Source organism: Paraburkholderia sp. Tr-20389 (genome assembly GCF_017104565.1).
In the GTDB taxonomy this organism is placed as follows: Bacteria; Pseudomonadota; Gammaproteobacteria; order Burkholderiales; family Burkholderiaceae; genus Paraburkholderia.
In genome coordinates this window covers 1-21,338 of the sequence record NZ_JAAGPD010000082.1, presented here as the reverse complement: position 1 = coordinate 21,338, position 21,338 = coordinate 1, and the positions used below count along the sequence as shown (strand labels likewise).

Genomic DNA, 21,338 nt, shown 5'->3' with positions numbered 1-21,338 from the left:
TTGCTATCCAGCAGCACAGATCACGGATTCACCATGCCTAAGAAACGTACTTCTCCCAATCGTAATGTGCAGATCGCCGATCAGATTCAGCGCGATCTGTCCGAATTGATTCGCGAGGTCAAAGACCCGCGTATCGGCATCGTCACGTTCCAGAGTGTCGAACTGACGCCTGACTATGCGCACGCGAAGGTCTACTTCACGACGCTGACGGGCGATCCCCATCAGACGCAGGATGCGCTCAACCACGCGGCGGGTCATCTGCACAATCTGCTGTTCAAGCGACTGCATATCCATACGGTGCCGACGCTGCATTTCCACTATGACAAGACGATCGAGCGAGCCGTCGAGATGTCGCGCCTGATCGACGAGGCGAATGCCTCGCGCGCAAAAGACGACTGATTGCAGGTCGAGGCACGCGCACATATGACTCAGAACCAACGTCCCAAGGTGCCGCGCCGCGCGCTGGATGGTGTGTTGCTGCTGGACAAGCCGGTGGGGCTGTCGAGTAACGATGCGCTGATTCGCGCGAAGCGCCTGTATCTCGCGAAGAAGGCGGGGCACACGGGCACGCTCGATCCGCTCGCATCCGGTCTTTTGCCGCTCTGTTTCGGCGAAGCGACGAAGTTTTCGCAGGATCTGCTGGAGGCGGACAAGACGTACGAAGCGACGATGCGGCTCGGCATTCGCACGACGACAGGTGACGCCGAAGGCGAGGCCATCGAAACGCGCGACGTGACGTGCGATCAGGCTGCTATTGAACAGGCGCTCGTGCAGTTTCGCGGCGACATCGTTCAGGTGCCGCCGATGTATTCGGCGCTCAAGCGCGACGGCAAGCCGCTTTACGAGTACGCGCGCGCCGGGCAGACGGTCGAGCGCGAAGGGCGGCACGTGACGATTCATGCGCTCGAACTCATCGCGTGTGCGTTGCCGGATGTGACGTTTCGTGTGACGTGCAGCAAGGGTACTTATGTTCGTACGCTGGCCGAGGATATCGGCGAAGCGCTCGGGTGCGGCGCACATCTGGTGATGTTGCGGCGTACGGGTGTCGGGGCGTTGACGCTGGCGAATTCGGTGACGCTCGATGCGTTGTCCGATGCGGCGCCAAGCGAGCGCGATGCGTGGCTGCAGCCTGTCGATGCCTTGCTGTCGACGTTTCCTTCCGTTCAACTCGATGAGGAAGCGACTCGGCGGTTTTTGCACGGCCAGCGGTTGAGGTTGGCTGATCTTTCTGTCGATGAGGGTGTGCTGCTGGGTGCTGCACGTACTCGGGTTTATGGCAGTGAAGGGAAGCTGCTTGGCGTCGCGAAAGCCGCAGACGGTGTGCTGGCGCCCGAGCGTCTCATCGTGAGTTAGCGCCTGAGCGGCGCTGTTCTTTTTTCGCTGGCTTTCGCTGGCTTTCGCTGGCGTCCGCGTGATGCTCTCGTGCTCCATGCGTTGCCCCTGTGCGGAGCAACGCATGGAGCACGAAGGCAAATCGCGGACGCCAGCAAAAAAAGAACCCCGCCGCCCAGGCGTACCTCAATGTGCTGCAGACGCAGCAGCAGCCGAATCTCCGCTTCCGGCGCGCTCAGGCCGCGTCACCCATATCAATGCGATCAGCGCGACAAAAATCCCAGCTGACACATAGAACAGATCGTTCACGCCCAACTGCGCTGCCTGCTGCGTCGTCATCGAATTGAACAGCCCATAGGCCTGCGCCTGATTCAACCCAACGCCACCCATCTGCGTAACGGACTGATCAAAAACCGGGTTATACGCGTTGGCATGTTCGGTCAACTGCGCATGATGCAGGATCGAGCGATGATCCCACGCCGTCTCGAAGATCGACGTGCCAATGCCGCCGCACATGATCCGCACGAAGTTAGACAGACCCGACGCGGCCGGAATGCGATGACCCGGCAAGCCCGACAGCGTGATCGACACGAGCGGAATGAAGAAACCGGCCATGCCGATGCCCTGAATCAGCGTAGGCAGCATCAGCGAGTACGTGTCGACTCCCGTCGTGTAGCGCGAGCGCATCCAGAACACCAGCGCAAAGATCAGGAACGACGCCGTCGAGATATAACGCGGATCGGTGCGCGGCAGGATCTTGCCCGTCACAGGCGACAGGATGATCGCGAACACGCCCACCGGCGCGAGCACCAGACCGGCATCCGTCGCCGTATAGCCGAGATCGGTCTGCAACCACAGCGGCAGCAGCACCAGATTGCCGAAGTACAAGCCATAGCCCACCGCGAGCGATACCGTGCCGCCCGTGAAATTGCGCAGCTTGAACAGCGACAGATCGACCACGGGATGCTTGTCCGTCAGCTCCCACACGATAAAGAACGCGAGCGCGATCACGGCCGTCAACCCCAGCACGACGATCGTCGTCGATGAGAACCAGTCGAGATCCTTGCCCTTGTCGAGCATCACCTGCAGCGAGCCCACCCACGTGATCAACAGCACGAGGCCGACCATATCGATCGGCGCTTTCTTGATGACGGAATCGCGGTTGCGGAAGATCGCCCACGTCGCGAGCGCAGCGACGATCCCGACCGGGATATTCACGTAGAAAATCCACGGCCAAGAAATGTTGTCCGAGATCCAGCCGCCCAGAATCGGACCGGCGACTGGCGCAATCAGCGTCGTCATCGCCCACATCGATAGCGCCATCGGCGCTTTTGCGCGCGGATAGCTCGCGAGCAGCAGCGTTTGCGACAGCGGAATCATCGGGCCGGCCACCGCGCCTTGCAGCACGCGCGACGCGAGCAGGAAGGGCAGGTTGGGCGAGAGCCCGCACATCCACGACGAGATCACGAACAGCACGATCGACGCCATGAACAGCCGGACCTGGCCAATGCGATCGGTGAGCCAGCCGGTGAGCGGCACAGAGATCGCATTGGCAACCGCGAACGACGTGATCACCCACGTGCCCTGGTCGGACGATACGCCGAGGTCGCCGGAGATCGACGGAATCGACACGTTCGCGATCGACGTGTCGAGCACATTCATGAAAACGGCGAGCGACACCGCAATGGTGCCGATCACCAGTTGCGCGCCCTCGAGCGGCGGATGAGGGGCCTGCGCCTGAGACTGAGCCATCTATTGTTCGAACCTTCGTTGGTGCAGATGGACGGCGCTTACATCAGCTTCGCAGCGGCCTTCGCGCCGCTTGCTGCCTTTTGCGGCTGAGCCGCGTTCGGGCCGGCATTCTCGGCGATGATGCGGGCGATTTCCGCATCGGCCTGGTCGCCGTACTTGTCGAAGACATTGGTCTGATAGACGGTGTTCACGGCGTTGCCGAGCTGGTCGCCCGTATCGTCCTTGATGCTCACGTCGACCTGCATCGACAGGCCGATACGCAGCGGATGCTTCTCGAGTTCCTGCGGATCCAGCGCGATACGCACGGGCAGACGCTGCACGACCTTGATCCAGTTGCCCGTCGCGTTCTGCGCCGGCAGCAGCGAAAACGCCGAGCCGGTGCCCGCCGAGAAGCCGACCACCTTGCCGCGATATTTGACGGACGAACCGTACACGTCTGCCGTCAGTTCGACGGGCTGGCCGATGCGCATGTGCTTCAGCTGCACTTCCTTGAAGTTCGCGTCGACCCACACGGCGTTCAGCGGCACGATCGCCATCAGCGGATTGCCCGGCGCGACGCGCTGGCCGACCTGCACCGAACGTTTCGCGACATAGCCCGTCACGGGCGCGGGCAGCGTGTTGCGCGCATTGTTCAGATACGCGTCGCGAACCCGCGCGGCCGCGGCCTGCACGTTCGGATGGCTCGCGATGGTCGTGTTCGCCGTCAACGCGCGATTGGACGCGAGCTGCTGCTGCGAAGCGTCGAGCGCCGCTTGTGCGCTCTTCACGGCATCGCGGGCGTGGGAGATTTCTTCCTGCGAGACGGCGCCCGTCTGCGCAACCTGCATGCGGCGCTTCAGGTCGTCCTGGGCGCGCGACAGGTCCGCCTGACGCACGGCGACCTGCGCCTGGTACTGGCTGTCGTCGGCATACAGGCCGCGCACCTGGCGCACGACCTGGCCGAGATTCGCTTCCGCCGATTGCAGCGCGATGCGCGAATCCGCGGGATCGAGCACGACGAGCGGATCGCCGACCTTGACGGTCTGCGTATCGTCCGCGTTCACGGCGATCACCGTGCCCGTCACCTGCGGCGTGATCTGGACGACATTGCCGTTCACATATGCGTCGTCGGTGTCCTCATGGAAGCGCGCGACGAGGAAGTAGTAAAGGCCGTAAGCGATCGCGGCAATCAGGATCACGATGACGAGCAGCGTCATCATGCGCTTGCGTTTGCCGTTGCTGGCCGGCTGCGCGTTCGCGGGTTGTTGGGGCGTGCTCATGAATATGCTCCGGATTCTGTCAGTCTGTATCGTTTATTCGGATCGCAATCGGGTGTGCGTGTGGTCTTGTTCTTTATTGCGCTTGGTTTGCCGCGTGAGCCGCCGTTGCCGCTGCCGACGATGCAGGCGCATCCGTCGGCACGACGAGGCCCGTCTGCGTTGCGTCGAAACCGCCGCCGAGCGCCTTGATCAGCGCGATCTGCAGATCGCGCCGGCGCATCTTGAGGTTCGTCACGGTCTGCTCGGCCGCGAGGCGGTTCTGGTCGGCCGTCAGCACCTGCAACTGCGGCGACAACCCCGCCTTGTAGCGGATCACGGCGAGTTCGTACGCTTTCGTCGAGGCATCGAGTGCGCGTTGTGCGTCGCCCGCCTGGCTGTCGATCGAGCGGATCGACGAGATCTGCGTGGCCACGTCGGAGAGTGCGCCGATCAGCGTCTGGTTGTAGTTCGCGACGTCGAGATCGAAGTCGGCGAAGCGGCCCTTGAGTTGCGAGCGCAGCGCGCCGGCATCGAAAATCGGCAGATGGATGGCCGGGCCGAACTGGAACTGGCGGCTCGACGACGTCAGGAATTTGCTCCAGCCGAACGCGTCGAAGCCGAACGCGGCCGCGAGATTCACGTCCGGGAAAAACTCGGCCTTGGCTTCCTTCACGTTGTGCATCGCGGCTTCGACCTGCCAGCGCGCGGCGACGATGTCCGGGCGGCGCGCCACCAGATCGGCTGGCACGTTGTCGGGCAGCGAGACGGCGCCGCCGGGATTGAATACTGGCTTGGCTATCTGCAGGCCGCGGTCCGGCCCTTTGCCGAGCAGCGCGCCAAGTTCGTAGCGCGTGTTCGTGATCTGCCCGTCCAGTTCCGTCAGGTTCGACTGACTGGTCGCGATGTTGCCGTTCGCCGTCTGACGCTCGACGTTCGTGTCGAGGCCGGCTCGCACGCGGTCGTTCGTGATCGTGCCGATCGTCTGGCGGTTCTTGATTTCGCGCTCGGCGATGTCGCGCAGCGCGTACAGCTGTGCGAGCGAGTTGTAGGTGCGTGCGACCGATGCGGCGAGCGTCACGCGCGCCTGTTGCATGTCGGCTTCGGCAGCTTTTTCCTGCGACACGGCCTGACCGAGGCGCTGACGGTTCTTACCCCAGAGGTCGAGATCCCAGGACGCGCTGGCGAGCACATTGTTCTCGCTGTACCACGTGCCGCCGTAGGGCGGCGGGAACAGCGCATTGGCGGAGTACAGCTCGCGGGTCCACGAGTAGCTGCCCTCGACCTTCGGATACAGCGCCGACTTCGACGTTTCGATATACGACGACGCCTTCGCGATGCGCGCCTGTGCCTGCGCGATCGACGGATTGCCTTCGAGCGCTTCCGCGATCAGCTTCGGCAATTGCGGATCGCCGAACTGGTTCGCCCAGTCGAGCGTCGGCCATTGACCGCCCTGGGCGGGCAGACTTTGCGACGCCTCGAACTGCGAGGCCGGCGCGATCTGCTTGTCGTCCTTGAGATCGAAGTAGTTCGCGCAGCCGGCGAGGGCAAACGCTGCCGCGGCGGCAGCGACGGCCGCCCGGCGCGATGAGGCAGGCGCGGGCCAGGAAAGGAATTTCATCGCTCGACTCTTTGCGTGTAATGACATTTGTTCTTTGATGGACGATGCAACTAATTTCTTACGATTTGCTATCGGTATTGCTTGCCGAGTCACGGGTTTCGCCGAATGCTTCGCAGCTATTGGCCAAGACCCGCCTCAGAAGACTCTTGAGGAATCCCGTTTCCTCAGGAGAAAAGCCGGATAGTAATTTGTCGGTCACGCTGGTGAACACGGCCGGCATGCGCGCAGCAATCGCCTGACCTTCGGCGGTCAGCGCGAGCCGGACGGCACGCCGGTCTTCCGCGCTCCGAACCCGCGTCAGCAACCCGCGCTTCTCGAGACGGTCGATCAGGCGTGTCACCGCGCTGGCGTCGATGCCGTATTCGCGCGCGAGTTCAGCTGCGAGCACGCATTTGCCGCTGGCGACCATGAACAGCACGCTCGCCTGCTGGCTGGTGATGCCAAGCTCCGCCATCGTGCGCTGGGTCACGAGATTGGACATCGACGACTTCACGCGCGAAATCAGGTAGCCGACGCTTTCTCCCAACTGATATGCGCTGACTTCAGGCGGTGGCGTGTGAGACGGTTCGGTCATGATTCTCGTGCGAATGCAATGGTTGACTATGCAGCATTGTAGGGTCGATTAATTGACGCGGCAAGCGTTATTACAGCTTAGGCAAGGATCTTTCTCGAGCGGGAAGAGAGTGAATGGGAGGCAGGTCGGAGCGGCGGGTGAAGGCGGAGAGGGCGTCTTTGTCGCTTTATCGAGACGACGGGGCGGGCTATCAGGGAATACCAGAAACACGTCACCAGCACGTGCTATACTTATTGGTTCCCAAAAGTGCGCTTTGGGCTTGGCGAAGGTAGCTGGGCAGGTGGCGCACTCCACATGTATCCCAGCGTCTCCAGGTTCCTATGTCCCGCGCTCTCCGCAACATCGCCATCATCGCTCACGTCGACCACGGCAAAACCACGCTCGTCGACCAGCTGCTCCGCCAGTCCGGCACGTTCCGCGAAAACCAGCAGGTCGCTGAACGTGTGATGGACTCGAACGACATCGAAAAAGAGCGTGGCATTACGATTCTCGCCAAGAACTGCGCCGTGCAGTACGAAGGCACGCACATCAACATCGTCGACACCCCGGGCCACGCCGACTTCGGCGGCGAAGTGGAACGCGTGCTGTCGATGGTCGATTCCGTGCTGCTGCTCGTCGACGCCGTCGAAGGCCCGATGCCGCAAACCCGCTTCGTGACGAAGAAGGCGCTCGCGCTGGGTCTGAAGCCGATCGTCGTGATCAACAAGATCGACCGTCCGGGCGCGCGTATCGACTGGGTGATCAACCAGACGTTCGACCTGTTCGACAAGCTGGGCGCGACGGAAGATCAGCTCGATTTCCCGATCGTCTACGCGTCGGGCCTGAACGGTTACGCCGGCCTCGATCCGAGCGTGCGTGAAGGCGACATGCGCCCGCTGTTCGAAGCCATTCTCGAGCACGTGCCCGTGCGTCCGGCCGACCCGGACGGTCCGCTGCAACTGCAGATCACGTCGCTCGATTATTCGACGTACGTGGGCCGTATCGGCGTAGGCCGTATCACGCGCGGCCGCATCAAGCCGGGCCAGCAGGTCGTGCTGCGCTTCGGTCCGGAAGGCGACATGCTGAACCGCAAGATCAACCAGGTGCTGTCGTTCGAGGGTCTCGAGCGCGTGCAGGTCGCCGAGGCTGAAGCCGGCGACATCGTGCTGATCAACGGTATCGAAGAAGTCGGCATCGGCGCGACGATCTGCGCGCCGGAAGCGCCTGAAGCGCTGCCCATGATCACCGTCGACGAACCGACGCTGACGATGAACTTCCTCGTCAACTCGTCGCCGCTCGCGGGCAAGGAAGGTAAGTTCGTGACGAGCCGCCAGATTCGCGATCGTCTGATGAAGGAACTGAACCACAACGTCGCGCTGCGCGTGAAGGACACGGGCGACGAAACGGTGTTCGAAGTGTCGGGCCGCGGCGAACTGCACCTGACCATTCTCGTCGAGAACATGCGCCGCGAGGGCTACGAGCTGGCCGTGTCGCGTCCGCGCGTCGTGCTGCATGAAGTCGACGGCGTGAAGCATGAGCCGTACGAACTGCTGACGGTCGACGTCGAAGACGCGAACCAGGGCGGCGTGATGGAAGAACTGGGCCGCCGCAAGGGTGAAATGCTCGATATGGCGTCGGACGGCCGTGGCCGCACGCGTCTCGAGTACCGCATTCCGGCGCGTGGCCTGATCGGCTTCCAGGGCGAATTCATGACGCTCACGCGCGGCACGGGTCTGATGAGCCACGTGTTCGACGAATACCTGCCGCTCAAGGAAGGCTCGCTCGGCGAGCGCCGCAACGGCGTGCTGATCTCGCAGGATGACGGCGCTGCCGTCGCCTACGCACTGTGGAAGCTGCAGGATCGCGGCCGCATGTTCGTGAAGCCGGGCGACGCGCTGTACGAAGGCATGATCATCGGTATTCATAGCCGCGACAACGACCTCGTCGTGAACCCGATCAAGGGCAAGCAGCTGACGAACGTGCGCGCGTCGGGCACCGATGAAGCCGTGCGTCTCGTTCCGCCCATCCAGATGTCGCTGGAATACGCAGTCGAATTCATCGACGATGACGAACTCGTCGAAGTGACCCCGCAAAGCATCCGTCTGCGCAAGCGTCATCTGAAGGAGCACGAGCGCCGTCGCGCAAGCCGCGAAGCCGCGGTCGACTGATCGCGCGAAGCACCTCGAAGCGCCAGTCTGAAGTCTCAGTAAAAAGCCGCCCTCGGGCGGCTTTTTACATTGCGCCTGCGCTTTTTTGTGCGTTTCGCTGCAGACCTTCCGATAAGCGCCTAAAGTATTCTCCCTGCATGCCGCAAACACTGTTGCGCAAGCATAAAACTTGCCGCAAAGCCCCGTAGCACGGGGTTTCTGGTTGGGGGCTGTCCTATGTCAACTATGGGTTATGTGATATGCTCCCGCGAACGCAAGTTTTAGGTCCTTCCAAGCAAGACTTGATTCGCGCAATCCGCTAAACGGTCAGGCCGTGTCGCGGAAGGTTCAGTAACCCGCTATTTTTCGAGAAGCTCGAAGAAAGGTGAGCGTAAAATGATGAAGCAATTCCAGTCGAACTCGTATCTGTTCGGCGGCAATGCTCCGTACGTAGAAGAGTTGTACGAAGCATATCTCGACAATCCGGCGTCAGTGCCCGAGACCTGGCGCAACTATTTCGACGCACTGCAGAACGTCCCTGCATCGGATGGCACCAGTGCCAACGACGTGGCCCATGGCCCGATCGTCGAATCCTTCGCTCAGCGCGCAAAGGCCAATGCCTTCCTGCCGCGCACGGGCGGTGAAGATCTCACCACCGCGCGAAAGCAAGTCTATGTGCAGTCCCTCATCGGCGCATATCGCTTCCTCGGCTCGCAATGGGCTAACCTCGATCCCCTGAAGCGCCGCGAACGTCCCAACATTCCCGAGCTTGAACCTGCGTTCTACGACTTCACCGAAGCCGACATGGACCAGACGTTCAACACGAACAACCTGTACTTCGGTTTCGAGCAGGCTTCGCTGCGGGACATCGTCAAGGCGTTGCGCGACACGTACTGCGGCACGATCGGTGCCGAGTACATGTACCTCAGCGATCCGGAACAGAAGCGCTGGTGGAAAGAGAAGCTCGAGTCGATCCGTTCGACGCCGAATTTCTCGAACGACAAGAAGAAGCACATCCTGAACCGTCTGACGGCAGCAGAAGGCCTCGAGCGCTTCCTGCACACCAAGTACGTCGGTCAAAAGCGCTTCTCGCTGGAAGGCGGCGAAAGCTTTATCGCGTCGATGGACGAAGTCGTGCATCACGCCGGCAAGAACGGCGTGGCGGAAATCGTCATCGGCATGGCGCACCGCGGCCGTCTGAACGTGCTGGTCAACACGCTGGGCAAGATGCCCGCGGACCTGTTCGCCGAATTCGAAGGCAAGCACGTCGACGATCTGCCCGCAGGCGACGTCAAGTATCACAAGGGCTTCTCGTCGGATATCGCGACGGAAGGCGGCCCGGTTCACCTGTCGCTCGCGTTCAACCCGTCGCACCTGGAAATCGTCAACCCGGTGGTCGAAGGTTCGGCGAAGGCGCGTATGGACCGCCGCGGCGACGAGCAGGGCCTGCAGGTGCTGCCCGTGCAGATCCACGGCGATGCCGCCTTCGCAGGCCAGGGCGTCGTGATGGAAACGCTGAACCTCGCGCAGACGCGCGGCTACGGCACGCACGGCACGCTGCACATCGTTATCAACAACCAGATCGGCTTCACGACGTCGGACCCGCGCGATGCGCGCTCGACGCTGTACTGCTCGGACGTCGTCAAGATGATCGAAGCGCCCGTTCTGCACGTGAATGGCGACGATCCCGAAGCCGTCGTGCTGGCCACGCAGCTCGCGATCGACTTCCGGATGCAGTTCCACAAGGATGTCGTGCTCGACATCATCTGCTTCCGCAAGCTGGGTCACAACGAGCAGGACACGCCGGCCGTCACGCAGCCGCTGATGTACAAGACCATCGCCAAGCACCCGGGCACGCGCGCGCTGTACGCTGAAAAGCTCGTGCAGCAAGGCGTCATCACCGCGGATCAAGGCGACGAATTCGTCAAGGCCTACCGCAAGGCGATGGACGAAGGTCATCACACGGTCGACCCGGTTCTGTCGAACTACAAGAGCAAGTACGCCGTCGACTGGGTTCCGTTCCTGAACCGCAAGTGGACGGACGCAGCCGACACGGCTGTGCCGCTCGCCGAACTCAAGCGTCTGGCCGAGCGCGTCACGACCATTCCTGAGAACTTCAAGGTTCACCCGCTGGTCGAGCGCGTCATCAACGACCGCCGCGCAATGGGCCGTGGCGAAGCGGCGCTGGACTGGGGCATGGGCGAGCATCTGGCGTTCGCATCGCTGGTCGCATCGGGCTACGCCGTGCGTCTGACGGGCCAGGACTCGGGCCGCGGCACGTTCACGCACCGTCACGCGGTGCTGCACGACCAGAACCGCGAGCGCTGGAACGACGGCACGTACATCCCGCTGCAGAACATCGCTGAAAACCAGGCGAAGTTCACGGTGATCGACTCGGTGCTGTCGGAAGAAGCCGTGCTCGGCTTCGAATACGGCTACTCGACGGCTGAGCCGAACACGTTCGTCGCGTGGGAAGCGCAGTTCGGCGACTTCGTGAACGGCGCACAGGTCGTGATCGACCAGTTCATCTCGTCGGGCGAAGTGAAGTGGGGCCGCGTGTCGGGCCTGACGATGCTGCTGCCGCACGGCTACGAAGGCCAGGGCCCGGAACACTCGTCGGCGCGTATTGAACGCTTCCTGCAGCTGTGCGCAGATCACAACATGCAGGTCGTTCAGCCGACCACGCCGGCGCAGATTTTCCATCTGCTGCGCCGCCAGATGATCCGTCTGTTCCGCAAGCCGCTCATCGTCTTCACGCCGAAGTCGCTGCTGCGTCACAAGGAAGCCGTGTCGGATCTGTCGGAACTCGCGAAGGGTTCGTTCCAGCCGGTGCTCGGCGAAGTGGACGACGCCATCGACGCGAAGAAGGTCAAGCGCGTGGTGGCCTGCTCGGGCCGCGTGTACTACGACCTCGTCGCGCATCGCCGCGAAGCGAAGGCGCAAGACGTCGCGATCGTGCGTATCGAACAGCTGTATCCGTTCGCGCACAAGCAGTTCGAAGCCGAACTGAAGAAGTACGACAACGCAACCGAAGTGGTGTGGGTGCAGGACGAGCCGCAGAATCAAGGCCCGTGGTTCTACATCGAGCATCACCTGCGCGAAGGCATGAAGGAAGGACAGAAGCTGGCGTACAGCGGCCGTCCCGCTTCGGCTTCGCCCGCTGTCGGCTACTACGCGAAGCACTACGAGCAGCAGAAGGCGCTGATCGAAGGCGCGTTTGGCCGTCTGAAAGGCGCGTCCATCGTTAAATAACCACAGAGAGCGAACCGGGAAAGCGCTGAGCGCTTTCCCGCCCCGCGTCTGAACCTCCCATGCAAGCGCGACGCTACGCGCATACATCGGACGCGGTTCGCACAAGGTTCGTTGTCATCCGATACGTATTCAGAGAAATCAAATGGCTATTGTTGAAGTCAAGGTCCCCCAGCTGTCCGAGTCGGTCTCGGAAGCCACGATGCTGCAGTGGAAGAAGAAGCCGGGTGAGGCTGTCGCCCAGGACGAAATCCTGATCGAAATCGAAACCGACAAGGTCGTGCTCGAAGTGCCGGCTCCGTCGGCAGGCGTGCTCGCGCAAGTCATCAAGAACGACGGCGATATCGTGGTCGCCGACGAAGTGATCGCGAAGATCGACACGGAAGGCAAGCCGGGCGCAGCGGCTGTCGAAGCCGAAGTGAAGCCCGCTCCTCAAGCTGAACCGGTTGCAGCCGCTCCGGCGCAAGCGGCAGCGGTGGCAGGCGCAAGCAACATTGCATCGCCCGCTGCAACGAAGATCCTCGCTGAGAAGGGCGTCGCTGCTGGCGACGTCGCCGGCACGGGCCGCGATGGTCGCGTAACGAAGCAGGACGCGCTCGGCGCAGGCGCAGCAGCACCGAAGGCTGCACCGGCGCCGGCAGCAGCGCCCGCGCGCGCTGCGAAGCCGTCGCTGCCGCAAGTCGGCGCACCGGCATCGGCCGACCAGTGGCTGAAGGACCGTCCGGAACAGCGCGTGCCGATGTCGCGTCTGCGTGCGCGTATCGCCGAACGTCTGCTCGAGTCGCAGCAAACCAACGCCATCCTCACGACGTTCAACGAAGTGAACATGGCGCCCGTGATGGATCTGCGCAACAAGTACAAGGACAAGTTCGAGAAGGAACATGGCGTGAAGCTCGGCTTCATGTCGTTCTTCGTCAAGGCGGCTGTCCACGCGCTGAAGAAGTTCCCGCTCGTGAACGCGTCGATCGACGGTAACGACATCGTCTACCACGGCTACTTCGACATCGGTATCGCCGTCGGTTCGCCGCGCGGTCTGGTGGTGCCGATCCTGCGCAACGCCGATCAGATGAGCCTCGCGGACATCGAGAAGAAGATCGCGGAATTCGGCCAGAAGGCCAAGGACGGCAAGCTGTCGATCGAAGAAATGACGGGTGGCACGTTCTCGATCTCGAACGGCGGTGTGTTCGGTTCGATGCTGTCGACGCCGATCATCAACCCGCCGCAGTCGGCCATTCTCGGCGTGCACGCGACGAAGGAGCGCGCAGTCGTCGAAAACGGCCAGATCGTGATCCGTCCGATGAACTATCTGGCGCTGTCGTACGACCACCGTATCATCGACGGCCGCGAAGCGGTCCTGTCGCTGGTCGCGATGAAGGACGCGCTGGAAGATCCCGCTCGTCTGCTGCTCGACCTGTAATGCCCCATACGCGACGGCGGCTTGAAGTCGGAGCCCGCCGTCGCGATATACGCATCAGGTGTCTCTCGCATTTCCGCAGTATCTGAAGCCACGCGCGCCGCGAAGCGCGGCCGCGTCGGTTAGCCAAAAAGGATAGTCATGTCCAAAGAATTTGACGTCGTCGTGATCGGTGCCGGTCCCGGCGGCTACATCGCGGCCATTCGCGCTGCGCAGCTCGGCAAGACGGTTGCCTGTATCGAAAAATGGAAGAACCCGGCCGGCGCGCTGAAGCTGGGCGGCACGTGCCTGAACGTCGGCTGCATTCCGTCGAAGGCGCTGCTCGCATCGTCGGAAGAGTTCGAGAACGCGTCGCATCACCTCGCGGACCACGGCATCAGCGTGGAGAACGTGAAGGTCGACATCGCGAAGATGCTGGCGCGCAAGGAAGGCATCGTCGAAAAAATGACGAAGGGCATCGAGTTCCTGTTCCGCAAGAACAAGATCACGTGGCTCAAGGGGCACGGCAAGTTCACGGGCAAGACGGACGCCGGCGTGCAGATCGAAGTGTCGGGCGAAGGCGAAACGGAAGTCGTCACGGCGAAGAACGTGATCATCGCGACGGGCTCGAAGGCGCGTCACCTGCCGAACGTTCCCGTCGACAACAAGATCGTCGCGGACAACGAAGGCGCATTGTCGTTCACCGAAGTGCCGAAGAAGCTCGCCGTGATCGGCGCAGGCGTGATCGGCCTGGAGCTGGGTTCGGTGTGGCGCCGCCTGGGTGCTGAAGTGACCGTGCTGGAAGCGCTGCCCGAATTCCTCGGCGCCGCTGACCAGGCGCTCGCGAAGGAAGCCGCGAAGCAGTTCAAGAAGCAGGGTCTCGACATCCACGTCGGCGTGAAGGTCGGCGAAGTGAAGACCACCGCGAACAGCGTGTCGATCTCGTACACGGACAAGGACGGCAACGCGAAGACGCTGGACGCCGACCGCCTGATCGTGTCGATCGGCCGTGTGCCGAACACCGACAACCTCGGCCTCGAAGCGATCGGCCTGAAGGCGAACGAGCGCGGCTTCATCGACGTCGACGACCACTGCGCGACGTCGGTGCCGAACGTGTACGCGATCGGCGACGTGGTGCGTGGCCCGATGCTCGCGCACAAGGCCGAGGACGAAGGCGTGCTGGTCGCGGAAGTGATCGACGGCCAGAAGCCGCACATCGATTACAACTGCGTGCCGTGGGTCATCTACACGGAACCGGAAATCGCGTGGGTCGGCAAGACGGAACAGCAACTCAAGGCGGAAGGCCGCGAGATCAAGTCCGGCCAGTTCCCGTTCATGGCGAACGGCCGCGCACTCGGCATAAACAAGGCGGATGGTTTCGTCAAGATGATCGCCGACGCGAAGACGGACGAACTGCTCGGCGTGCACATCATCGCTGCGAACGCATCGGATCTGATCGCCGAAGCCGTGGTCGCGATGGAGTTCAAGGCTGCGTCGGAAGACATCGGTCGCATCTGCCATCCGCACCCGTCGTTGTCCGAAGTGATGCGTGAAGCGGCGCTCGCCGTCGACAAGCGCGCACTGAACATGTAAGACGCATTTGCCCGAATCTGATTTGGGCACACGCGAATCACGACGAAGGCGGGTGGGTTGAATCCCTCCCGCCTTCTTCATTGCTGCCTCACAAAATGAACGTCACCGAATACTACGAACAGGAACTGCGGACACGGGGATACGAGTCCGATCCGGCGCAACGTGCGGCCGTCGATCGTCTGCAGCGGTGTTATGAAGAATGGACTGCGTATAAGGCGCGACGTCCGAACGCCTTTATGAAGCTGATCATGCATCCTGATCTGCCGAAGGGCGTCTATATGTGGGGTGGGGTGGGGCGAGGCAAAAGCTTCCTGATGGACAGCTTCTATTCGATCGTGCCGCTCGTGCGTAAGACGCGTCTGCATTTTCATGAGTTCATGCGAGAGGTGCATCGCGAACTCGAAGAGCTGAAGGGTCAGGCCGATCCGCTCGACGAACTCGCGCGGCGCATCGCGAAGCGTTATCGCTTGATCTGCTTCGACGAATTCCACGTGTCCGATATCGCGGACGCGATGATCCTGTATCGACTGCTCGACCGGCTGTTCACGAACGGCGTGCAGTTCGTGATGACGTCCAACTATGATCCCGACACGCTGTATCCCGATGGCCTGCATCGCGACCGTCTGCTGCCCGCTATCGAGCTGATCAAGAGCCAGCTCGACGTGATCAATGTCGATGCCGGGATCGATTACCGTCGACGTACGCTGTCGCAGGTCGAGGTGTATCACACGCCGCTCGGCGCGGCCTCCGACAAGGCGTTGCGCGACGCGTTCGCGAAGCTCGCTGCCGTGCCCGACGAGAGTCCGCTGCTGCACATCGAAAAGCGCGAACTAAAGGCGCTGCGTCGCGCGGACGGTGTCGTGTGGTTCGATTTCGCGACGCTCTGCGGCGGTCCGCGCTCGCAGAACGACTACCTCGAACTCGCGAGCCGCTTCCATGCCGTGATCCTTTCCGGCATTCCGCAGATGACGCCTCGTATGCAATCTGAAGCACGCCGTTTCACGTGGCTCATCGACGTTTTCTACGATCACAAGGTCAAGCTGCTGATGTCGGCCGCCGTGCCGCCCGAGGAGCTATACACGGAAGGGCCGATGGCGAACGAGTTCACGCGTACGGTGTCGCGGATCGTAGAGATGCAGTCGCAGGAATATCTGGATGCGCCGCGACGGATCGTCGATACTTCGCTAACCTGATTGATTTTGCGCGGGCGCCCGCCTGGATTGGGATAGCGCGCTGCGCGCCGAACCTTGATGCGGGGGCTGCCGCTGTATTTTCAAGATTCGGATTGGTCTGATATCCGCTAATGGGGTGGCTCTATATCGTCGAAGTACTCTGACGAAGGAGAACACATGACCCCCTATCGCGATATCACCGATGAAGAATGGCAGCGGGTCGCGCCGCTACTGCCGGAACTGCGTCCGCGTTCCGAACTGCGCGGCCGTCCCCTTGCCAATACCCGCTCAGTGCTCAACGGCGTGCTCTGGGTGATCTATAGCGGTGCCACCTGGTCCGCGATGCCGCGCAAATATCCGTCCTATCAAACCTGCCATCGCCGCTTCAAGTCGTGGCATCAGGCCGGTGTGCTGCAGCACGTGATGGACGAACTGTTCGGCGAAGCCGGCAACAAGCTGTGCAGCACGATGGAAGCCCGTATGCGCATGCATGCGCCGAATGCGCCCGCCGCCGCGAACGATGCGGCCCATCCGCCCGTGCCCGCCACGCCGTTGTACACGCCGCCTTCCGGCGCGCCCACGACGCCGCTGGTATTCAACTACATCAGTCCTTTCAAGAACGCGGCATGACGGATCGAACGAATTGAGCGCACGCGATAATAAAAAGCCGACCTGGCGAAGTGAATGCCAGGTCGGCTTTTTTACGTCATCCTGTTCGGCGCTTGCGCTGTTTGCAATACGCGGTTGCGCAGTGAAATTGACTTAATTCTGACGAACCCACGTTTGCGAACGCCCGAGCAACGACACGCCGATATACCCGCGCACGACCAGCTTCTGTCCGCCGTCTTCGACGTGCATCTTGCACTTGTAGAGCTTGCCGTTTTCCGGGTCGAGAATCTGGCCGCCATCCCAGTTGTCGCCATCCTTCTTCATATCGCTGATGATCGTCATGCCGAGTATCGGTTGATCCTTGCGCGTGTCCGTACAGGCCGTGCAGCGGCGGTCAGGCTGATCGTTGGGACCGAGTCCCTTCACGACCTTGCCGTTCAGCGAGCCATTTGCGTCCTGCGTGATCTGCACGAGCGCCTTTGGCTGGCCCGTATGATCGTCGATGGTCTGCCATGTGCCGACGGGCGTATCGGCTTGCGCGAATGCCGTTGCGGCACCGGCAAGCAGCAGTCCGGCGACGGCCGCCTGTTTGAACGGTTTGACGAACGCGACGCGGGCGCGTTGTGTGAGCGATGTCATTGTCTTCCTCCTTGTTTGAAAATCGTCGCGATGCGTGTCGCGCGGCGCCGTGTGAAGGTCTTGCGAGGCGGCGCCATGCCTGTTTCGTGCCTGCTTGTGCCAGATGTGAGAGGGCAGAATACGTGAAAGTGTCAGCGTCGTTTGATAGTGAAGCCTCTAATTGGGACCCGGTCCGGCAGCGTTGCGAAGGCGTTGATGTGCGGGCTGCGTGAGATCGCGCGAGCCGTTGTTCGTCACAGTCGACGGACCATGAACACGAGGATGATCGCAGTCGATGTCCGTGCCGATATCACACGACTTTGTGATCGAAGTTGAGTTCGGGTCTCGTTGCGCAGACGCGCAGGACATGCAGCAATACATCGCCGTCAACCGTAAGGTGACGCGCGAAAAGATGCGTAAGTACCAATTTTTCGTCGAGGAACCCGAAACCCGCGAAAGTGAGTAATAATTAGACGGTTTTGCAAAAATTAAAACACGACACGAGCAGAAATTACATGGACCAGAAGTCGAAAGTGCGACACATCGTGATGTCGGCAATGATCGTTTTCGGGGGCGTTCAAGGGGTCTACGCGCAGAGTTCCGGCACTAACGACGCAGATGCAGCGTCGACGGCAATTGTCGCGCAGACGACGCCTGCAGCGGCGCCAGTCGCCGCTGCGAGCCAAACGATTGCGCTCACGCCGGACGAAGCGAAGCAGTCCGCGACGGGTAATGTCGCGGAACTGCAACAGATGATTCACGGCAACGACCTCACCGAACTGCGTACCACCTACAACGGCAGTTACGGCGCAAGCCTGATGTTCTACGCGAAGGACATGACGTACTACGTCGCGCTGTTCCAGCAGAAGAACTTCTGGCGCGTGATCAAGACTCAGGACGAAGCGCGCGCCGAGCAGATCTATCGCGACTTCGCACGTCAGACGGTGCAACTGTCGGACGTCGAGATTCGTCGCGCGAAACTCGAAGCGCAAAAGGCGTACACCGATCGCCTCGTCGCGCTGTCGCAGGAACGCGCGAGCCGTCTGCAGGCCGACCTGAACATCGCGCACGAGCAGCAGACCATCGTCAACAGCATGCAACAGCAGACGCGCGCGGAAGCCGCGGCACTCGCACAGCAGAAGGCGCAGTCGCAGGAGCAGTTGCGTGCGACGCAGCGTCAGGTGCGCGACCTGCAGCGTCAGCTCGAAAGCGGCTTGCCCACGCGCTGATGACGTGTGAGCCGCGCAGGCCTGTGAGGGTTGCGCGGTTTCGCCCAATCAATCGATTCGAACCTCGCTTCTTCCGCGTTGCTGGCGGAGGCGGGGTTCTGCTCGCTTCTCGCGGCAGAGTGCTTTCGTCGATGCGCGCACGAGTCCCGGCCTGGCGCGGACGACTTGCACGCATCGTCGTGTGCTGTTCGTCGACTATTCGCGGCGACTTCGTACGGCAATCAGCTCATCAATCCACAGTGCGCCCAACGCCGACGTGGAAGACGCCGATCGTCCCGCCATCCCCATCCATCAACGCGATTTCTTGTGCTTGCCTTGCTGACGGTCTTCGTCATCGTCGTCGGGATCGACCGCGATGGGATCGCTCGCGGGAAAGGTTTCGTCTAGCGCTTCATCGAGACGTTCGTCGCTGGACGGATGTTCGTCGGGTGTCTTCGGGGTGTGCTGTTTCGACGTGGACATGACAGGCTCCGCTACGAAGTTGGACAGGTTCGATAACCCAGCATAGCGCAATCGTGCAAGCGAGGCAGATCGGGCCAATGGCATAGGACGAAAGCACGTCCGTTGTCGCGCGAGTCGGACTGGCATGGCGATCCAGGTTGAAGATCGCGAAAGCATGTTGTAGGTTTCATGCAGGCCGATGGAATTTTTCGCGAGATCGTTCGTTATTACGTTGTCACACGACGGCGGCGCACACGTAGCGCCGTGCGCGGCTGACTGACGAGGGCGACCATGCAACCGAACGGATATGGCAGCGGACAGCGCTTGAACGCGTCACATGTTGTCGAATCGGAACTGGAGCATCTGGAGTGGGCGATGCGTCAACCGATGATGCATCTGCTGAATGCCCGCTACTGGCAGCGTCGGGTGCTCGAGGTGAAGTGCGGTTATGAACTGACGGCCCAGCAGGGCGTGCGGATCGAGAGGATGCTGAAGCATCTGGCCAGTCGCCCCGGCTAGCCAGCCTGCGTATGTGACGGAAGAGAGGGCGCGCCGGCAGCGCGCCCGGTGCGGCAATGCTTATTCGCCGTGGCCGCCGCCGTTGTTGCCCTGGTCGTTGCCGTTGCCCGCGCCATACAGGCGCCGGCGGCGGGTGACGACCACAGGGCCGTCCGACGACGAAGAAGACGAACGGTCCGACGAACCTTGCGACCCGCCATACGACTCACGCGGTTCGCGCGGCTCGCGATGTTCACGCGAACCGTGCGGTCCGCGGGCGGAATGGTCGCCATGCGACGGACGGCCTGCGCGCGGCGCGGGACGCGTGCCCGTGTCGAGCTGGATCGTCGAAATGGCGCGCTTGTAGATGCCTTGCAGCCCGACGGGCGTGCGCAGCATCACCAGATACTGGTCGAACGACTCGATGCAGCCCGTCAGGCGGATGCCGTTGACGAGATAAATCTCGACGCGCTTACGTTCTTTGCGCGCAGCGTTCATAAAGTCGTTTTGCGGATGCGATTCTGCGGAAGGCATGGACAATTGTGTAGAGAGAAACGGTTGTTCAGCGGGATTTTACCCGTTGTCGCTCTGCGCCGACATGATGGGCTCCACACGCCGAACCGGGTGATGCCCACTATAACCACTTGTGAGCCCGGAAGCATCCTTTAAAGCCCAAGTGTAACGTGGAGTTACGAAATCCTGCGCCGCTATGCGGGCCAGCCCACGTTTGCGACAGGGCGCAAGCAGTGGGCCGCGTCGACGGCACTCCTTCACTTGAGCGATTTGTGCCGTCGACGAGCGATGTAGCGGAATAAATCGCGCGCCGTGAGCGTTTATTGGTCAGGCATCGCATGCAACGCAGCGAAGCCGTGAAACCCGGAGCGGAAACAGTCTTCGATGCCGTTTCCGTAGCGGGTTTCCCCATGTTCGCAATCGGTCACCGGCGTCGCGGCACGTGTCGCATGCATGCGCGCATCGCCGGTTCAACGCAGGGCCGCGCGCTCCGTCGCGCCGCACCGTGCAGGAGGGTTCTACATGAAGGTGTCCAGACTGGTATCGGCGGTATTCGTCGTTCTCGCACTAGGGGTGGCGTCGTTGTCGCTGACCGCGTGTCAGTCGACGGGTGACATGAGTTCGTCGGGCGGCGCGAGCAGCAGCGGGACGAACGGCAGCGGCGGCGGCTATTGACGATGCCCGCGCTCGCATGACGGCTCGAGCCGGGTGAACTTCGAAGCCGAAGTGATTTCGTGGCTCCCGCAGTTGCGGCGCTATGCGCGCGCGCTGACGGGTGACCCCGCATGGGCGGACGACCTGGTTCAGGATACGGCCGAGCGTGCGCTCGCGCGCTGGAAAGGCTTCCGGCCCGACAGCAATCTCCGTGCGTGGCTGCTGACGATCCTGCGGCACCTGTATATCGATCAGCTGCGCGTGCGCCGCGAAATTGCCGTCGACGACGAAAGCGCACCGTGGCGCAATCTCGAGGCGCCGCGCGGCGAGGTCGACGGCCTGGTGTTGCGTGACGTGCAGCGCGCGCTTTATTGTTTGCCCGTCGAGCAGCGCGAAGTGATGCTGCTCATCTGTGTGGAGGAATTGAGCTATCAGGAGGCGTCCGTGGCGCTCGGCGTGCCCATCGGCACGGTGATGTCGCGGCTGTCTCGCGCCCGCGAACACATGCGGGCATTGTTGACGGAAGGGCCCGTGCACAAGTCGCCGTCGCTGAAAGTGGTAAAGAGCAGGTGAAAAGCGCGCTATGAACAACGACGAAAACTCTACCGGTTCCGCGAACGCACCCGATATGCGCGCGCTGTCGGCGTTCGTCGATAACGAGTTGCCCGAGAGCGAACGTGCCGCCGTGCGCGAGCATCTCGCGCACGACCCGCAGGCGGCTGCGCAGGA

19 protein-coding genes and 1 pseudogene are annotated in these 21,338 nt (G+C 61.9%); 13 read left to right on the top strand and 7 right to left on the bottom strand.

Going from position 1 to position 21,338, the window contains the following annotated elements; genetic code table 11:
• Positions 1 to 33 precede the first annotated feature (33 nt).
• The gene (gene rbfA / locus G3N95_RS39365) at positions 34 to 399 is read left to right on the top strand and encodes a 30S ribosome-binding factor RbfA (RefSeq protein ID WP_028367023.1); all 366 of its coding nucleotides are present in this window, start codon (positions 34 to 36) and stop codon (positions 397 to 399) included.
• A 24-nt stretch (positions 400 to 423) separates the two neighbouring features.
• Positions 424 to 1,353, top strand: a complete 930-nt coding sequence (gene truB, locus G3N95_RS39360) for a tRNA pseudouridine(55) synthase TruB (protein ID WP_205975470.1) — start codon at positions 424 to 426, stop codon at positions 1,351 to 1,353.
• Between the two features lie 165 nt (positions 1,354 to 1,518).
• Here truB and G3N95_RS39355 read toward each other — a convergent pair whose 3' ends face one another.
• From G3N95_RS39355 to G3N95_RS39340, 4 genes are all read right to left on the bottom strand, one after another.
• On the bottom strand, positions 1,519 to 3,084 hold the full coding sequence (locus G3N95_RS39355) for a DHA2 family efflux MFS transporter permease subunit (protein ID WP_205975469.1): 1,566 nt from the start codon (positions 3,082 to 3,084) through the stop codon (positions 1,519 to 1,521).
• A 38-nt stretch (positions 3,085 to 3,122) separates the two neighbouring features.
• Positions 3,123 to 4,343 (bottom strand): EmrA/EmrK family multidrug efflux transporter periplasmic adaptor subunit, encoded by a 1,221-nt coding sequence (locus G3N95_RS39350; RefSeq protein ID WP_205975468.1) that lies wholly within the window; start codon positions 4,341 to 4,343, stop codon positions 3,123 to 3,125.
• 73 nt (positions 4,344 to 4,416) lie between these two features.
• Entirely contained in the window at positions 4,417 to 5,940 is a 1,524-nt protein-coding gene (locus tag G3N95_RS39345) for an efflux transporter outer membrane subunit (RefSeq protein ID WP_205975467.1), read from the bottom strand.
• Positions 5,941 to 5,998: 58 nt separating this feature from the next.
• Positions 5,999 to 6,514 carry a MarR family winged helix-turn-helix transcriptional regulator gene (locus G3N95_RS39340; protein ID WP_205975466.1) on the bottom strand — a complete coding sequence of 172 codons (516 nt, stop codon included), beginning with the start codon at positions 6,512 to 6,514 and terminating at the stop codon, positions 5,999 to 6,001.
• Between the two features lie 320 nt (positions 6,515 to 6,834).
• Here G3N95_RS39340 and typA point away from each other — a divergent pair, with 320 nt between their 5' ends.
• From typA to G3N95_RS39310, 6 genes are all read left to right on the top strand, one after another.
• Positions 6,835 to 8,661 (top strand): translational GTPase TypA, encoded by a 1,827-nt coding sequence (gene typA, locus G3N95_RS39335; protein ID WP_205975465.1) that lies wholly within the window; start codon positions 6,835 to 6,837, stop codon positions 8,659 to 8,661.
• A 375-nt stretch (positions 8,662 to 9,036) separates the two neighbouring features.
• Complete coding sequence (locus G3N95_RS39330; protein WP_205975464.1) at positions 9,037 to 11,892, top strand: 2-oxoglutarate dehydrogenase E1 component; 2,856 nt, start codon at positions 9,037 to 9,039, stop codon at positions 11,890 to 11,892.
• Positions 11,893 to 12,034: 142 nt separating this feature from the next.
• Positions 12,035 to 13,306: a 2-oxoglutarate dehydrogenase complex dihydrolipoyllysine-residue succinyltransferase gene (gene odhB, locus G3N95_RS39325; protein WP_205975463.1), complete on the top strand. Its 1,272-nt coding sequence runs from the start codon at positions 12,035 to 12,037 to the stop codon at positions 13,304 to 13,306.
• Positions 13,307 to 13,444: 138 nt separating this feature from the next.
• A complete protein-coding gene (gene lpdA / locus G3N95_RS39320; protein WP_012401111.1) occupies positions 13,445 to 14,875 on the top strand; it encodes a dihydrolipoyl dehydrogenase in 1,431 nt (476 codons plus the stop codon).
• Positions 14,876 to 14,970: 95 nt separating this feature from the next.
• Positions 14,971 to 16,068: a cell division protein ZapE gene (gene zapE / locus G3N95_RS39315; RefSeq protein ID WP_205975462.1), complete on the top strand. Its 1,098-nt coding sequence runs from the start codon at positions 14,971 to 14,973 to the stop codon at positions 16,066 to 16,068.
• A gap of 156 nt (positions 16,069 to 16,224) precedes the next feature.
• Positions 16,225 to 16,677 (top strand): transposase, encoded by a 453-nt coding sequence (locus G3N95_RS39310; RefSeq protein WP_205975461.1) that lies wholly within the window; start codon positions 16,225 to 16,227, stop codon positions 16,675 to 16,677.
• 132 nt (positions 16,678 to 16,809) lie between these two features.
• Here G3N95_RS39310 and G3N95_RS39305 read toward each other — a convergent pair whose 3' ends face one another.
• On the bottom strand, positions 16,810 to 17,295 hold the full coding sequence (locus G3N95_RS39305) for a DUF2147 domain-containing protein (RefSeq protein ID WP_205975460.1): 486 nt from the start codon (positions 17,293 to 17,295) through the stop codon (positions 16,810 to 16,812).
• Positions 17,296 to 17,635: 340 nt separating this feature from the next.
• On the opposite strand from G3N95_RS39305, the pseudogene G3N95_RS40800 reads away from it, so the two are divergent.
• A pseudogene (locus tag G3N95_RS40800) lies at positions 17,636 to 17,740 on the top strand (Fis family transcriptional regulator); the annotation flags it as partial.
• Positions 17,741 to 17,789: 49 nt separating this feature from the next.
• Positions 17,790 to 18,503, top strand: coding sequence for a DUF2968 domain-containing protein (locus tag G3N95_RS39300; protein ID WP_205975459.1), 714 nt, complete (start codon positions 17,790 to 17,792; stop codon positions 18,501 to 18,503).
• 291 nt (positions 18,504 to 18,794) lie between these two features.
• Here the strand turns inward: G3N95_RS39300 and G3N95_RS39295 are convergent, their stop codons facing one another.
• Complete coding sequence (locus G3N95_RS39295) at positions 18,795 to 18,965, bottom strand: hypothetical protein (RefSeq protein ID WP_205975458.1); 171 nt, start codon at positions 18,963 to 18,965, stop codon at positions 18,795 to 18,797.
• Positions 18,966 to 19,235: 270 nt separating this feature from the next.
• On the opposite strand from G3N95_RS39295, the gene G3N95_RS39290 reads away from it, so the two are divergent.
• Positions 19,236 to 19,463, top strand: coding sequence for a hypothetical protein (locus G3N95_RS39290; protein ID WP_205975457.1), 228 nt, complete (start codon positions 19,236 to 19,238; stop codon positions 19,461 to 19,463).
• A gap of 60 nt (positions 19,464 to 19,523) precedes the next feature.
• On the opposite strand, the gene hfq is transcribed toward G3N95_RS39290, so the two are convergent.
• Complete coding sequence (gene hfq, locus G3N95_RS39285) at positions 19,524 to 19,976, bottom strand: RNA chaperone Hfq (RefSeq protein ID WP_205975456.1); 453 nt, start codon at positions 19,974 to 19,976, stop codon at positions 19,524 to 19,526.
• A 501-nt stretch (positions 19,977 to 20,477) separates the two neighbouring features.
• Between hfq and G3N95_RS39280 the strand changes: the two genes are divergently transcribed.
• Both G3N95_RS39280 and G3N95_RS39275 read left to right on the top strand, forming a co-directional pair.
• Positions 20,478 to 20,630: a hypothetical protein gene (locus G3N95_RS39280; protein ID WP_205975455.1), complete on the top strand. Its 153-nt coding sequence runs from the start codon at positions 20,478 to 20,480 to the stop codon at positions 20,628 to 20,630.
• 33 nt (positions 20,631 to 20,663) lie between these two features.
• Positions 20,664 to 21,182, top strand: coding sequence for a sigma-70 family RNA polymerase sigma factor (locus tag G3N95_RS39275; RefSeq protein WP_109478451.1), 519 nt, complete (start codon positions 20,664 to 20,666; stop codon positions 21,180 to 21,182).
• The last annotated feature ends 156 nt before the right edge of the window (positions 21,183 to 21,338 follow it).

Excerpts from the sequence above, each read along its gene's own strand:
- rbfA (WP_028367023.1), top strand. The coding sequence starts at position 34 with ATGCCTAAGAAACGTACTTCTCCCAATCGTAATGTGCAGATCGCCGAT.
- truB (WP_205975470.1), top strand. The coding sequence starts at position 424 with ATGACTCAGAACCAACGTCCCAAGGTGCCGCGCCGCGCGCTGGATGGT.
- G3N95_RS39355 (WP_205975469.1), bottom strand. The coding sequence starts at position 3,084 with ATGGCTCAGTCTCAGGCGCAGGCCCCTCATCCGCCGCTCGAGGGCGCG.
- G3N95_RS39350 (WP_205975468.1), bottom strand. The coding sequence starts at position 4,343 with ATGAGCACGCCCCAACAACCCGCGAACGCGCAGCCGGCCAGCAACGGC.
- G3N95_RS39345 (WP_205975467.1), bottom strand. The coding sequence starts at position 5,940 with ATGAAATTCCTTTCCTGGCCCGCGCCTGCCTCATCGCGCCGGGCGGCC.
- G3N95_RS39340 (WP_205975466.1), bottom strand. The coding sequence starts at position 6,514 with ATGACCGAACCGTCTCACACGCCACCGCCTGAAGTCAGCGCATATCAG.
- typA (WP_205975465.1), top strand. The coding sequence starts at position 6,835 with ATGTCCCGCGCTCTCCGCAACATCGCCATCATCGCTCACGTCGACCAC.
- G3N95_RS39330 (WP_205975464.1), top strand. The coding sequence starts at position 9,037 with ATGATGAAGCAATTCCAGTCGAACTCGTATCTGTTCGGCGGCAATGCT.
- odhB (WP_205975463.1), top strand. The coding sequence starts at position 12,035 with ATGGCTATTGTTGAAGTCAAGGTCCCCCAGCTGTCCGAGTCGGTCTCG.
- lpdA (WP_012401111.1), top strand. The coding sequence starts at position 13,445 with ATGTCCAAAGAATTTGACGTCGTCGTGATCGGTGCCGGTCCCGGCGGC.
- zapE (WP_205975462.1), top strand. The coding sequence starts at position 14,971 with ATGAACGTCACCGAATACTACGAACAGGAACTGCGGACACGGGGATAC.
- G3N95_RS39310 (WP_205975461.1), top strand. The coding sequence starts at position 16,225 with ATGACCCCCTATCGCGATATCACCGATGAAGAATGGCAGCGGGTCGCG.
- G3N95_RS39305 (WP_205975460.1), bottom strand. The coding sequence starts at position 17,295 with ATGACATCGCTCACACAACGCGCCCGCGTCGCGTTCGTCAAACCGTTC.
- G3N95_RS39300 (WP_205975459.1), top strand. The coding sequence starts at position 17,790 with ATGGACCAGAAGTCGAAAGTGCGACACATCGTGATGTCGGCAATGATC.
- G3N95_RS39295 (WP_205975458.1), bottom strand. The coding sequence starts at position 18,965 with ATGTCCACGTCGAAACAGCACACCCCGAAGACACCCGACGAACATCCG.
- G3N95_RS39290 (WP_205975457.1), top strand. The coding sequence starts at position 19,236 with ATGCAACCGAACGGATATGGCAGCGGACAGCGCTTGAACGCGTCACAT.
- hfq (WP_205975456.1), bottom strand. The coding sequence starts at position 19,976 with ATGCCTTCCGCAGAATCGCATCCGCAAAACGACTTTATGAACGCTGCG.
- G3N95_RS39280 (WP_205975455.1), top strand. The coding sequence starts at position 20,478 with ATGAAGGTGTCCAGACTGGTATCGGCGGTATTCGTCGTTCTCGCACTA.